The sequence below is a fragment of the Antarctobacter heliothermus genome, from assembly GCF_002237555.1.
GTDB lineage: Bacteria > Pseudomonadota > Alphaproteobacteria > Rhodobacterales > Rhodobacteraceae > Antarctobacter > Antarctobacter heliothermus_B.
On record NZ_CP022540.1, the window covers coordinates 1,597,777 to 1,610,962 of the forward strand.

At 63.6% G+C, this 13,186-nt stretch carries 14 protein-coding genes; 12 read left to right on the top strand and 2 right to left on the bottom strand.

What is annotated here, in order from left to right; translation table 11 throughout:
* Nucleotides 1-147 precede the first annotated feature (147 nt).
* The 10 genes from ANTHELSMS3_RS25455 (at nucleotide 148) to ANTHELSMS3_RS07625 (ending at nucleotide 9,619) form a co-directional block, all read left to right on the top strand.
* On the top strand, nucleotides 148-300 hold the full coding sequence (locus ANTHELSMS3_RS25455; protein ID WP_157733438.1) for a hypothetical protein: 153 nt from the start codon (nucleotides 148-150) through the stop codon (nucleotides 298-300).
* Nucleotides 297-1,628 carry an amidase gene (locus tag ANTHELSMS3_RS07585; RefSeq protein ID WP_094034341.1) on the top strand — a complete coding sequence of 444 codons (1,332 nt, stop codon included), beginning with the start codon at nucleotides 297-299 and terminating at the stop codon, nucleotides 1,626-1,628. Before ANTHELSMS3_RS25455 ends, ANTHELSMS3_RS07585 begins: the two co-directional genes overlap by 4 nt.
* Entirely contained in the window at nucleotides 1,625-2,305 is a 681-nt protein-coding gene (locus ANTHELSMS3_RS07590) for an aspartate/glutamate racemase family protein (RefSeq protein ID WP_198319901.1), read from the top strand. Before ANTHELSMS3_RS07585 ends, ANTHELSMS3_RS07590 begins: the two co-directional genes overlap by 4 nt.
* Nucleotides 2,306-2,462: 157 nt before the next feature.
* Complete coding sequence (locus ANTHELSMS3_RS07595; protein ID WP_094036993.1) at nucleotides 2,463-4,064, top strand: ABC transporter substrate-binding protein; 1,602 nt, start codon at nucleotides 2,463-2,465, stop codon at nucleotides 4,062-4,064.
* Between the two features lie 59 nt (nucleotides 4,065-4,123).
* Nucleotides 4,124-5,077 (top strand): ABC transporter permease, encoded by a 954-nt coding sequence (locus ANTHELSMS3_RS07600; RefSeq protein WP_094034342.1) that lies wholly within the window; start codon nucleotides 4,124-4,126, stop codon nucleotides 5,075-5,077.
* A gap of 3 nt (nucleotides 5,078-5,080) precedes the next feature.
* Entirely contained in the window at nucleotides 5,081-5,971 is an 891-nt protein-coding gene (locus ANTHELSMS3_RS07605) for an ABC transporter permease (RefSeq protein ID WP_094034343.1), read from the top strand.
* On the top strand, nucleotides 5,958-7,007 hold the full coding sequence (locus ANTHELSMS3_RS07610; RefSeq protein ID WP_094034344.1) for an ABC transporter ATP-binding protein: 1,050 nt from the start codon (nucleotides 5,958-5,960) through the stop codon (nucleotides 7,005-7,007). Before ANTHELSMS3_RS07605 ends, ANTHELSMS3_RS07610 begins: the two co-directional genes overlap by 14 nt.
* Nucleotides 7,004-7,981: an ABC transporter ATP-binding protein gene (locus ANTHELSMS3_RS07615; protein ID WP_094034345.1), complete on the top strand. Its 978-nt coding sequence runs from the start codon at nucleotides 7,004-7,006 to the stop codon at nucleotides 7,979-7,981. Before ANTHELSMS3_RS07610 ends, ANTHELSMS3_RS07615 begins: the two co-directional genes overlap by 4 nt.
* A gap of 4 nt (nucleotides 7,982-7,985) precedes the next feature.
* A complete protein-coding gene (locus ANTHELSMS3_RS07620; protein ID WP_094034346.1) occupies nucleotides 7,986-9,158 on the top strand; it encodes an amidase in 1,173 nt (390 codons plus the stop codon).
* A complete protein-coding gene (locus ANTHELSMS3_RS07625) occupies nucleotides 9,155-9,619 on the top strand; it encodes a RidA family protein (RefSeq protein ID WP_089276695.1) in 465 nt (154 codons plus the stop codon). Before ANTHELSMS3_RS07620 ends, ANTHELSMS3_RS07625 begins: the two co-directional genes overlap by 4 nt.
* Here the strand turns inward: ANTHELSMS3_RS07625 and ANTHELSMS3_RS07630 are convergent.
* Nucleotides 9,616-10,536: an N-carbamoyl-D-amino-acid hydrolase gene (locus ANTHELSMS3_RS07630; RefSeq protein WP_094034347.1), complete on the bottom strand. Its 921-nt coding sequence runs from the start codon at nucleotides 10,534-10,536 to the stop codon at nucleotides 9,616-9,618. The two genes, ANTHELSMS3_RS07625 and ANTHELSMS3_RS07630, sit on opposite strands and share 4 nt — an antisense overlap.
* 212 nt (nucleotides 10,537-10,748) lie before the next feature.
* Nucleotides 10,749-11,102, bottom strand: coding sequence for a hydroxyisourate hydrolase (uraH, locus tag ANTHELSMS3_RS07635; protein WP_094034348.1), 354 nt, complete (start codon nucleotides 11,100-11,102; stop codon nucleotides 10,749-10,751).
* Nucleotides 11,103-11,251: 149 nt separating this feature from the next.
* Between uraH and puuE the strand changes: the two genes are divergently transcribed.
* Entirely contained in the window at nucleotides 11,252-12,664 is a 1,413-nt protein-coding gene (gene puuE / locus ANTHELSMS3_RS07640; protein ID WP_254694797.1) for an allantoinase PuuE, read from the top strand.
* Nucleotides 12,661-13,146 carry an ureidoglycolate lyase gene (locus ANTHELSMS3_RS07645; protein ID WP_094034350.1) on the top strand — a complete coding sequence of 162 codons (486 nt, stop codon included), beginning with the start codon at nucleotides 12,661-12,663 and terminating at the stop codon, nucleotides 13,144-13,146. Before puuE ends, ANTHELSMS3_RS07645 begins: the two co-directional genes overlap by 4 nt.
* Nucleotides 13,147-13,186: the final 40 nt, after the last annotated feature.

Genomic DNA, 13,186 nt, shown 5'->3' on the forward strand with positions numbered 1-13,186 from the left:
GCGGCAACGGGCGTGGCGTGCGGTGAAATTTCGTGCAAACCGCGCCGGTTTTCCGGTTCCGGCCCGGGAATGCGGTCGTACCTGTTTTGCAGAGCGTGCCGCTGCCCTTCTGGTTGTCGTTTGTGTCATCGCGACAGGACAGGGCCAATGCACGGCGCATTTTTACGACAGGTCGGGACGGTTTTCGGAGCGCGGAGGGGCGGACTTGCCGGTCTGACCGGCGGTGACCCGATCTTGGCGGCGCTGCTCTGGCTGATCCCGGTCCTGATGCCCGCGCGGCGGCGGGGGGCGCGCCGATGAGCGATCTCCCCGTGACAGAGATGGATGCCACTGCGCTGCTAGCGGCCTATGCCGATGGTCGCATCGACCCGGTCGAGGTGACGCGTGCGCATATGGACCGGATCGCAGCAGAAAACGGCAGGCTGAACGCCTATAGTGCGGTGTCTGGCACGGCCTTGGACGAGGCGCGCAATGCAACGCAGAGGTTGGAGGCAGGTGGCGCGGCGGGGCCTTTGAACGGTGTGCCGGTGATCTTCAAGGACAACCTGTGCGCCGCCGGGATGCCCGCAGCATGGGGCAACGCGGAACTGGCCCAGCGCGCGGTCGAGCGTGACGAGGTGCCGGTGGCGGCGCTGCGTGCGGCGGGGGCGGTGATCCTTGGCAAGGGCAACACGCCGGAATTTGCAGTGGATGGCTATACTGACAACGCCACCTTTGGCCCGACGCGGCACCCGCTTGACCCGGCGCTGACGCCCGGAGGCTCATCCGGCGGGGTTGTCGCAGCGGTGGCCTCTGGCATGGCGGTGGCGGGGTTGGCGACCGATGGGGGCGGGTCCATCCGGCGGCCAGCGGGTTACACCGGGCTTTGGGGGCTGAAACCGGGGATCGGGGTGGTGCGACGCGGGGGCGGTTTGCCGCAAGTGCTGCTGGACCTTGAGGTGGTCGGGCCGATCACACGATCCGCCCGTGATCTGGAGCTGTTTCACCGGGTTCTGACGGGACAAGGGGCAAAAGCGCCGGGCAGTTGCCGCATTCTGGCGGTCGGGCTGCTGAGCGATGCACCCTGTGATCCGTTGATCCGTGACAGCTTTGCCGCGACGGTCAACCGGCTCCGTGCGCTGGGCCATAAGGTGGTTGAGGGCGCTCTGCCGGTTGATCTGGCACCGCTGAACGCGGTTTGGTCCGGCATCGGTGAGATCGGACTGGCGCATCTGGGGCGCAACGACCCAGCGGTGCTGGGTAGTGCCGCCGAGAAATACCGCGCGATGGCGCGGGCCGGGGCGGGGGCCAGCGCAGTGGATCTGTATGAGGCGCTGACCCGCATCTTTGCCCTGCGCGAGACGGTGCGGGGGCTGTGGGGGTATGACGCTGTGCTGATGCCGACGGCGGCAGCGATGCCTTGGCCTGCGGATCAGGCCTTTCCTGCGCAGATCGACGGGCAGGATGTGGGGCCACGGGGGCACGCGATCTATACAGGCTGGGTCAATGCGGCTGGCCTGCCAGCGCTGGCCTTTCCGGCGGCACAGGTCGGCGAGATGCCGGTGGGTATGCAACTGATCGCCGATCAGGGCGGTGAGGGGGCTCTCTTGGGTGTTGCCGCCCAGTTGGACGCGGGGCAGGGGACATGACCCCGCTTTTGATGAATCCCAATGCAAATGTCGCGACGACCGAAGCGATGGTGCAGATCGCGTGCCAGATCCTGCCCGACATCACCGGATGGACCGCGCCTAAGGGGCCCCAGATGATTGTTGATGAGGCGGCTTTGACGGCTGCCGGGCAACAGGTGGCCGAGGCGCAATTGCCTCGGGTTGCGGGGATCATCGTGTCCGCCTTTGGCGATCCGGGGCGCGCGGCGCTGGCGGCGCGGATGGTCTGCCCGGTGATCGGGATCGGCGCGGCCTCGGCCCGGGCAGCGGGGGGGCGTTGCTTTGCCGTGGCGACGACCACACCCAATCTGTCCGTTCCGATTGATGCCTTGATGACGCCGGTGGGTGGCTACCTTGGCTGCTATCTGACTCAGGACGATCCGCTGGCCTTGATGGCGCATCCCGCGCGGTTGGATGCGGCGCTTGCCGGGGCTGTGGCGCGCGCCGCCGAGGACGGTGCCGAGGTGATCATCATCGGCGGCGGCCCTCTGGGAGAGGCGGCGGAACGCCTGTCAGCATCCAGCCCGGTGCCCCTGATTTCGCCGATTCGTGCGGCCTGTGCTGAATTACGCGATGCGCTGTTGTCTGGCGCTTCGGGGGGCGCGGTTCGTGTGCCGCGAAAAGAGGCGTCAACAACTGCCCGCAAGACTAAAAATTAGGCATTTCGCTGCGGTGCAGAAAATCATGATCGGAAAATTCACGTTTCTGCTGGTTGGACAGAAATGCCCCGGTCAAAGTTTTGCGAAACTCAATTGGCGCAAGATAGACCGACAATACAAAGGAATAACAATGACTTGGCAACCCAAGGAGGTATCAATGCCTAAATTTCTAAAAGGGGCTGTGGCCATTGCGACAGCGGTCGCGCTGTCCTGTGCCACGATGGCCAACGCCCAAGGCGTTCTGCGCGTCGGCATGACGGCAGCGGATATTCCGCTGACCACCGGCCAGACCGACCAAGGCGGCGAAGGCATGCGTTTCATGGGCTATACGGTCTACGATTCGCTAATCGAATGGGACCTGACCAGCGCTGACAAACCGTCGGTCCTGATTCCCGGCCTGGCGACTGAATGGTCGGTGGGCGAAGACGAGCTGACATGGACATTTGCCCTGCGTGAAGGCGTGACCTTTCACGACGGATCGCCGCTGACCGCCGAAGTGGTTGTCTGGAACCTGGACAAACTGCTGGACAGCGAAGCCGAGCAATATGACCCGCGCCAGTCGGCACAGGGCAAAAGCCGTATTCCCGCCGTCGCGTCCTATGAGGCCGTCGATGATCTGACGCTGACCATCACAACAACGGTCCCCGACGCCACGCTGCCCTACCAGCTTGCGTGGATTTTGATGTCCTCCAAGGCCAACTGGGAGGCGATGGACAAGGACTGGGAAAAGGTCGCGATGGCGCCCTCGGGCACCGGCCCTTGGAAACTGGAGACCTTTGTCCCCCGTGAGCGTGCCGAACTGGTGCCGAATGCGGATTATTGGGACGAAACCCGCATCCCCAAGCTGGACAAGATGGTCCTGATCCCGCTGCCGGAACCCAACGCCCGCGCCGCAGCGCTGCTGTCCGGTCAGGTGGACTGGATCGAGGCACCTGCGCCCGACACCATCCCGGCGATGACCGGCAACGGCTTTGTCATCTCGTCCAACGCTTATCCGCACAACTGGACATGGCACCTGTCGCGTCTGGAAGGCTCGCCCTGGAATGACATCCGCGTGCGCAAAGCCGCCAACATGGCGATCGACCGCGAAAGCATGATGCCGCTGTTGGGTGGCCTGATGGTCCCGGCCAAAGGGTTCCTGCCGCCCTCGTCGCAGTGGTTCGGTGAGCCGACGTTTGACCCTTCCTATGATCTGGAAGCAGCCAAAGCGCTGATGACAGAGGCCGGCTATGGCCCTGACAACCGCCTGACGGTCAAGGCGCTGATCTCTCCCTCGGGTTCGGGCCAGATGCTGCCGCTGCCGATGAACGAATACGTCCAGCAGAGCCTTGCCGAGGTCTGGATCGACGTAGAGTTCATGGTCGTGGAATGGAACCAGATGATCAACCTGTGGCGTGCAGGTGCGGCGGATGAAGCGGTAGATGGCGCGAATTCCATCAACTTTACCTACTTTATCCAGGACCCGTTCACCGGCCTGATCCGTCACCTTGACGAAGGTCTGATCGCACCCAACGGCACCAACTGGGGTCACTACATCGACCCAGAAATGCAGGCGTTGTTCGAAGAGATCAAAACCACCTTTGATCCCGAAGCACAGACCGCCGTTCTGCAAAAGACGCATGAGAAATACGTCAACGACGCGCTGTTCCTCTTCGTGACCCATGACGTGGCGCCCCGCGCGCTGAGCCCCAAGGTCGAAGGCTTTGTTCAGGCGCAGAACTGGTACCAGAACTTCTCCTCAATCTCGATGGCCGACTAAGGCCCGCAGCCCCCGCCGCGCTATGTGGCGGGGGCCTTTGGACATAGAAAGCCAACCCCGTGCTCAGCTATCTCATCCGACGTATTCTGCTGGTCCTGCCTGTCGCCTTTGGCGTGTCGGTGATCTGCTTTCTGCTGGTTCAGATCGCCCCCGGCGATCCGTTGACCGCAATCATGGCCATTGACGCCACCGCCGAAGAACAGGCCGCCATGCGCGCCGCCTATGGCCTCGATAAACCGCTGCCCATTCAATACGCCATCTGGATCGGCAATCTGGTGCAGGGCGACATGGGCAAATCCATCGCCACCGGACGGCCCGTCGCCGCCGAGGTGTTCGGTGCGGTGAAAAATTCGCTGCTGCTGGCGGTCTCGGCGGCTGTGATCGCCTTTCCCATCGGCATTTTCCTAGGCTTCCTTGCTGGCTATTTCCGCGACACATGGATTGACCGCGCGGTGACCGCGCTGTCGATCACGGGCGTGTCGGTGCCGAACTACTGGCTGGGCATCGTTCTGGTCATCATCTTTTCCGTCAACCTCAGCTGGCTGCCGTCCATGGGTGCGGGGCCGGGCGGGTCGCAAAGCTGGGCCTGGGACTGGGCGCATATGCGCCACCTCGTCCTGCCTGCGGTGACCTTGGCCGTGGTGCCCATCGGCATCGTGTCTCGCACCGTGCGGGCGCTGGCCGGGGACATCCTGAGCCAAGATTTCGTCGACGCACTGTACGCCAAAGGCATGAGCCGCGTTGACGTATTGCGCCACGTCGCGCGCAACGCCGCCGCCACCGCGCTGTCGGTCATGGGGTTGCAACTGGGCTATCTGCTGGGCGGGTCAATCCTGATCGAGACGGTGTTCAACTGGCCCGGCTCTGGCTTTTTGCTGTCGAACGCCATCTTCCAGCGCGACCTGCCGTTGTTGCAGGGGACAATCCTGATCCTTGCGCTGTTCTTTGTGGCGATGAACCTGATTGTCGATGTGGTGCAGGCCGCCATCGACCCCCGTATCCAGAGGACGTGACGCATGGCCTTGGCTGACACCACCACGCTCCCCACCCCCGAGAAGGTCGAAAAATCCAAGGGCTATTGGTCCGGCGTTGGTCACCGGTTGGTCCGCGACCCTTTGACCATGTTCTGCCTTGCAGTGGTCGCCGCGCTGATCCTGTCGGCGGCCTTTGCCCCCTATCTGGGGCTGGCCGATCCCTACAAAGGATCGATGATCGCCCGACTGAAACCCATCGGCGCCCCCGGCTATCCGCTGGGCACCGATGAGCAGGGCCGGGATATGCTGGCCCGGCTGATCTATGGTGGGCGGCTGACGCTGTTCATCGGGCTGATGCCGGTGGTCATCGCCTTCTTCGCGGGGTCGATCCTTGGGATCACCGCCGGTTACGTCGGGGGTCTGACCAACACCATCATCATGCGAACGATTGATGTGTTCTTTGCCTTTCCGTCTGTGCTGCTGGCCATCGCCATATCCGGCGCGCTGGGGGCGGGGATCACCAACAGTCTTGTGTCGCTGACCATCGTCTTTATCCCGCCGATTACGCGCGTGGCCGAGGCGGTGACATCGGGCGTGCGCAAGCTGGACTATATCGACGCCGCTCGCGCCACCGGAGCCAATGCCTGGACCGTTATCCGGGTGCATGTGATCGGCAACGTTTTGTCTCCGATCTTTGTTTACGCAACCTCGCTGACATCGGTTTGCATGATCCTTGCTGCGGGTCTGTCCTTTCTTGGCATCGGCGTGCGCCCGCCAGAGCCGGAGTGGGGTTTGATGCTGAACACGCTGCGATCCGTTATCTACATCAACCCGTGGCTGTCGGCGCTGCCCGGCGTGATGATCTTTGTCACCTCGCTGTGCCTGAACTTGCTGAGCGACGGTCTTAGGAGTGCCATGAATGTCCGTGACTGACACCTACCAGCCAACCCCGGACACCGGCGGCCCGGCGCAACCGCTGATCCGCGTGACTGGCTTGCAAAAATACTTTCCCATTCGTGGCGGTATTCTTGGCCGCACGCAGGCCAAGGTGCAGGCCGTTGATGGCGTGTCCTTTGAGGTCAAAAAGGGTGAGACGCTTGGCATTGTCGGGGAATCCGGCTGCGGCAAGTCCACCACCGCCAAGCTGCTGATCGGGCTTGTGGAAAAGGACAAGGGCGAGATCGTCTTTGACGGTCATGCGCTGGGAGAACGCCTGTCGCTGAAGGATCTGCGCCGGGGTGTGCAGATGGTGTTTCAAGACAGCTATGCCACCCTGAACCCGCGCCTGACGATCCTCGATTCCGTGGCCTTCGGGGCAAAGGTGCAGGGGTTGGACAACCCCGAGGAACTGGCCCGCAAGATGATGGACCGCGTCGGTCTGGACCCCGACCGATTTGCCCACCGCTATCCGCATGAACTGTCCGGGGGACAGCGGCAGCGGGTGAACATCGCCCGCGCACTTGCCATGTCACCGCGTCTGGTGGTGCTGGATGAGGCGGTGTCCGCGCTGGACAAATCGGTCGAGGCGCAGGTTCTGAACCTGCTCAACGACCTGCGCGCCGAATTTGGCCTGACTTATGTGTTCATCAGCCATGACCTGAACGTGGTGCGTTATATCTCTGACCGGATTCTGGTGATGTATCTGGGTGAGGTGGTCGAGGTCGCGCCGGTGGACAGCATCTGGCAAGAGCAGGCGCATCCCTACACGCGCTCGCTGTTCTCGGCGATGCCGTCGATGGACCCGGACAATCGGACCAAGGAACCACCTTTGGCGGGCGATCCGCCGAACCCGATCAATCCGCCTTCGGGTTGCCGGTTCCACACCCGCTGCCGCTTTGCCAGCGCGGTCTGCAAGGAGGCCGTGCCGAAGCTATCGGGGCTGGCGCGTAACGGCGATCACATGGTGGCTTGCCATCTGCATGATGCGCAATCCGGCCATCCCAAGGCGGGGCAGGGGGTTCCAGAATGACCAAGCTGCTTGAGATGAAGAACCTTAACGTGCGCTTCAAAGGCAAGCGCACGGTTCACGCCATCAATGACGTGTCGCTGTCAATGGAGCAGGGTGAGACGCTGGCGCTGTTGGGCGAAAGCGGGTCGGGAAAATCCGTAACGCTGAAGACACTGCTTGGGCTGCTGCCGCCGAAACGGTCGCAGATCGACGGTTCGATCCATGTCAACGGTGTCGACATCATGTCCCTGCGCGGCAAGGCGCTGCAACGCTATCGCGGCGGTGAGGTGTCGATGGTGTTTCAGGAACCGGCGCTGGCACTGGACCCGGTGTATACCATCGGTCACCAAATCGCGGAATCCGTCATGCGGCACAAGGGCGTGGACAAGGCCAATGCCATGTCAACCGCGCTGGACATGCTGGACCGGGTGCGCATCCCGTCCGCCAACCGGCGGCTGCATAACTATCCGCACGAACTGTCTGGCGGAATGCGTCAGCGGGTGATGATCGCACTGGCGCTGGCCTGCCGCCCGCGCTTGCTGCTGGCGGATGAACCGACAACCGCGCTGGATGCGACGGTGCAGATCCAGATCCTGCTGTTGCTGCGTGAGTTGCAAAAGGAATTCGGCATGGGGGTGATCTTTGTCACCCATGACATCGGCGTGGCCGTGGAAATCTCTGAGAGGATCGCCGTGATGTACGCGGGCCAGATCATCGAAGAGGGGACCACGCACGAGATCATCCGAGACGCCCGTCACCCCTATACCCAAGGGCTGCTGGCCGCGAACCTGCACGATGTGGCACGCGGCGACCGGCTGTCCGCGATCCCCGGCGCGCCGCCCGCGCTGGAGGTGCGGCCTGATAGCTGCCCCTTTGCGCCGCGCTGCCCCGTGGCGATGCCCGACTGTCGCGCCGACCTGCCGCCGATGTTGGCCCCCGGCGACCGCCGCCGCGTGGCCTGTCTGCGTGCCGCCCAACCCATAGCTGCCGAGTGAGCCGATGCTGATCGACAAAGACCCCTATCATTGTTTCATGCCTTATCCGCCGATCGCGGTGCCGAATGGCGACGGCCCGCTGAGCGGCCTGCGTCTGGCGGTCAAGGATATCTACGACGTCGCCGGATATCGCACGGGCAATGGAAATCCGTTGGCCTTGGCCATGTCCGAGGTCAAGGACAGCACCTGCCCCGCCGCGCAAGCGCTGCTGGATGCGGGCGCCGCGTTTGTGGGCAAGACACATACGGATGAACTGGCTTGGTCGATGTACGGGATGAACGCGCATTTCGGCTATGTGCAGAACCCGGCCGCACCCGGACGGATCACTGGTGGGTCTTCGTCGGGGTCTGCGGCGGCGGTGGCGGGTGGCTTGGCCGACATCGCGATCGGGTCGGACACCGGCGGATCGGTGCGCGCGCCGGCCAGTTTCTGCGGGATCTGGGGCCTGCGCCCGACACACGGTCGGATTCCACTCGACGGCGTGATGGAGCTTGCCCCCAGTTATGACACCTGTGGGCTGTTTGCGCGCGACGGTGAGACGCTGCTGCGAGCGCATTCGGTGTTGCAAAGCGATGACGCGCCCTTGCCCGACATCCCACGCCTGCTGTGGCCGGTCGAGATGATGGATCAACTGGGAGAGGCGCAGCGCGCGGTCTGCGACGCAGGCTTTGCCGAGTTGGGCGCCGCGCCGTTGGTCGGGCTGTATGCGCAGGGGGTCGACACCGTTTATCAGACCTTTCTGACCACCATGGGCGCGGATGCCAAAAAGCATATCGTGCCTTACATCCGCCAGTCCGGGATGCCGTTGGTGCGAGGCATCGACGGGCGCGCCGCTGCCGCCGAGGCGCTGACCGAGGATGAGATTGCCCCCGCCTGCGCGGCCCGCGCCGCGTTCACCGCGCATGTGGACGCGCTTTTGGGGACGGACGGCGTGATCCTTGCGCCGGTGGTGCATGACGCGCCGTTCCGATTTGACGCACCGGTCGAGGTTTTCGACGACTTCCGCCATGTCTCGCAAAGGCTGCTTTGCGTAGCGGGTCTGGCGGGCTTGCCCCAAGTGGTCTTTCCTGCGGGCAAGGTCGATGGCGCGCCTTACGGGCTGTCGCTGATCGGGCCGCGCGGGTCCGACCTGTCGCTGATCCGCCTTGCCATGACATTGCAAAAGGACGTCGAATGACCTGCGCTATCGAAGAAAAGCTGGCCGGTATGGGCCTGTCCCTGCCGCCATCGGCGCCGTCGCGGGCGCTGTATCTGCACGGCAAGATCACCGGCAAGACGCTGTTCCTATCGGGGCATATTTGCGAATGGGAAGGCGTGCCAAAGTACTTTGGCCCGATGACGCCCACGTCGGATATCGAACAGGGCTATGCAGCGGCGCAGATGTGCGCGCTGAACCTGCTCTACAATATCAAGGCGGTCACCGGGTCGCTGTCCTCTGTCGCACAGGTCGTCAAACTAAATGGGTATGTCGCTGCGACCCCGGATTTCGGCAAGGGGCCCGCGGTGGTCAACGGGGCATCACAGCTTTTCATGGATCTCTACGGAGAAGCGGGTCGCCACGCCCGCACCGCTGTCAACGTCTCTTCCTTGCCGGAACTGGCGCTGGTCGAGGTCGAGGCGGTCGTGGAACTACACTAACCCTCTGTCCGGGTCAGCAAGCCGTAGTCGCCGGGCTGGCGGTGCTGGGCAAAATCAAACACGTTGCGCCGAATTTCGGCGCAACGATCTAGGTCAACGCGCGCGGTGATGACCTCATCCGCCACGGTGGCGGCGCGGGCAAGGATCTCTCCGGTGGGCGCGACAATGCAACTGCCGCCGATCAGGTCACAGCCCTCTTCACGACCGGCCTTGGCGGCCGCGATCACCCACATGCCGTTCTGATAGGCCCCTGCCTGCAACGACAATTCATTGTGGAAGTACTGCAAGTGGTCGTGCTCCGGCGCAGGCGGATAGTGCAGCGGCGTGTTATAGCCCAGCATGACCATCTCCGCCCCGCCCAGTCCCAGCATCCGCCATGTCTCGGGCCAGCGGCGGTCATTGCAGATGCACATGCCCAGTTTGCCGCCCGCGCCGTCGAAGACCGGAAAGCCCAGATCGCCCTTTTCGAAATAGCGCTTTTCCAGATGCTGGCAGGGGCGCCACGTTTGATGGTCTGCATGTCCGGGCAAGTGTATCTTGCGATATTTGCCAGTCACTTGTCCGCCTTCGACAAAAATCGCAGTATTGAAATAGCGGCCATCGGACGTTTTTTCCGCGTACCCGAGGTGAAATGCGATGTTCAGGTCGCGGCCCAGATCAAACAGCGGCTGCACCACCGGGTTCGGCATGGCCGTTTCAAACCATGGATCAAACTCGGCAGCGTCCTCCATGAACCAACGGGGAAAGAAGGTGGTCAGCGCCAGTTCGGGAAAGACCACGACCCGCGCGCCTTGTTCATGTGCGCATCGCATCAAACCGCACAGTCGGGCGACCACCGCTGCACGCGGCTCATTGCGGGCAATGGGCCCCAGTTGTGCGGCGGCAGTGATGAAGCTTCGGTCCGTCGTGGGTGTCATTGCGGGTACCTTTTGGGTGAAAGCCCGGACAACGAAACCGAAATGCACACGACTGTCAGGCAAAAACCGCCGCGATGTGGCGGAACGTCGGCATGCGGCCCCGGACATGCCTGCGAATGCGGCGTTCGCCGGGGGCCGCTGTGACCCGGTGATGGGGTGTCGCCGCATCGCCTCAACGATTCGTGCGACGTCTGGGGTTCTTTGAGGGTGTTTCAGCTTCCTCTGTATGTTGCGTATCCGAAGGGGGAGAGGAGGAGGGGGACGTGGTAGTGTGTTGGGTGTGACATGCCAAATCGGATCGGGATGATGTCCAGGAACCGGGGGTCTTCGGGTGGGGTGCCGCAGGCGTCGAGGTAGGCTCCGGCGTGAAAGACCAGCTCGTAGGTGCCGGTTTCGAACTGGTCTGCGGGCAGGATCTGTGCGTCGGTGCGGCCATCGGCATTGGTGATCACTGTCCGGAGCAGGCTGCGGGTGTCGCCGTCGATGCGCAGCAGGTCGATGCGCATGCCCTGCGCCGGGCAGCCGCGTGCGGTGTCAAGAACATGGGTGGTGAGATAGCCGGTCATGGTGTGCGTCTCCTCAGATCATGTGCAGTCTTAGGCCAACTGCGCTGGCAGAGACAAAGCCGGTCTGCCCGAATGGTCCTTTTTGTTTTTCTTGAAAAACAGTGAGGATTTTCTGGTTTATTCATGAGTTCAAGAAAAAGGATACACCTGTGACACGTTACCCACGAGACATGATCGGCTATGGTGCCCAGGCCCCGGCGGCGGCCTGGCCGGGGGGCGCCCGGATCGCGGTTCAGATCGTTCTGAACTACGAGGAGGGCAGCGAAAACAACATCCTGCATGGCGACGCGGCATCCGAGGCGTTCCTGTCAGAGATCACCGGCGCGCAGCCCTGGCCGGGGCAGCGGCACTGGAACATGGAATCGCTGTATGACTACGGCGCGCGGGCCGGGTTCTGGCGTCTGCACCGGCTGCTGGGCGATCTGCCGATCACGGTGTTCGGCGTGGCCAGCGCACTGGCGCGGTCGCCGGATCAGGTGCGGGCGATGCAGGGCGCGGGCTGGGAGATTGCCAGCCACGGGCTGAAATGGGTCGAACACAAGGACATGTCGGCCGAGCAGGAGCGCGCGCAGATCCACGAGGCGATCCGCCTGCACACAGAGGTGACCGGCAGCGCGCCGCGCGGCTGGTACACCGGGCGCTGTTCGATGAATACGGTCGATCTGGCGGCAGAGGCGGGCGATTTTGCCTATATTTCGGACAGCTATGCGGATGATCTGCCCTATTGGGCCCGCGCGGGGGGCAAGGACCAACTGATCGTGCCCTATACGATGGACTGCAACGACATGCGTTTTGCGATCCAGGCGGGGTTCACCAATGGCGACCAGTTCGAAAGCTATCTGCGTGACAGTTTCGACATGCTGTATGCCGAAGGGCAGGCGGGCGCGCCGCGGATGCTGTCGATCGGGCTGCATTGCCGCATCGCGGGCCGGCCGGGGCGGGCGATGGCGCTGAAGCGCGCGCTGGACCATATGCAGGGCCATGAGGGCGTCTGGTTCGCCACCCGCGAACAGATTGCTGATCATTGGGCGCAGGCGCACCCGCCGGTGCCGCGCGCGCGGCCCTCAACGATGGATAAGGTGCGCTTTGTCGCCGAATTCGGCGGTGTGTTCGAACACAGCCCGTGGATCGCCGAAGGCGCGCACGATCTGGAACTGGGGCCTGCGCATGACACGGCGACAGGGGTGCATTCGGCGCTGGCGCGGGTGTTCCGCTCTGCCAGCGAGGAGCGGCGGCTGGGCGTGCTGACGGCGCACCCGGATCTGGCGGGCAAGCTGGCGGCGGCGGGACAGCTGACCGCCGAGAGCACGGCGGAACAGGCGGGCGCGGGGCTGGACCTGCTGACCGACGATGAGCGCGACAGCTTTACCCAACTGAACGACGCCTATACCGCCCGGTTCGGCTTTCCCTTCATCATTGCGGTGCGCGACCACACCAAGGCGTCGATCATGGCGGCGTTCCAGCAGCGGCTGGCCAACAGCCGCGACGCGGAGTTCGCCGAGGCCTGCCGTCAGGTCGAACGCATCGCCGAGGTGCGGCTGATCGAAAAGCTGGGCGCATGAGCGCGCGCATCCCGGTACAGCCGCTGACGGCGCAGGGGTTTGCCCCCTTTGGCGATGTGCTGGATGTCAGCGGCGATGCGGATAAGATCATCAATCAGGGCCTGTGCGGGCGCTATCACGACCGCGCGGCGCTGGAGTTTGTCGAGGGCCGCGCCGGGATCAGCCTGTTCAAGGCAGAGCCGCGCGCGCTGCCACTGAGGCTGGACATGATGGAGCGTCACCCGGACGGCAGTCAGGCGTTCCTGCCAATGAGCCTGGACCCGTTTCTGGTCATCGTGGCGCCGGATCAGGGCGGTGCGCCGGGGCAGCCCATCGCCTTTATGACCGCGCCGGGGCAGGGGGTGAACTATCACCGGGGCGTCTGGCACGGGGTGCTGACGCCGCTGCATGCGCCGGGGCTGTTTGCGGTGGTCGACCGGATCGGCGCGGGCGCCAACCTGCAAGAGCATTTTTTCGACACGCCCTATCACATCGAAGGATAAGACCGCGCCGCGCAAGACCGGCGGGTGCGGAAGGACACAT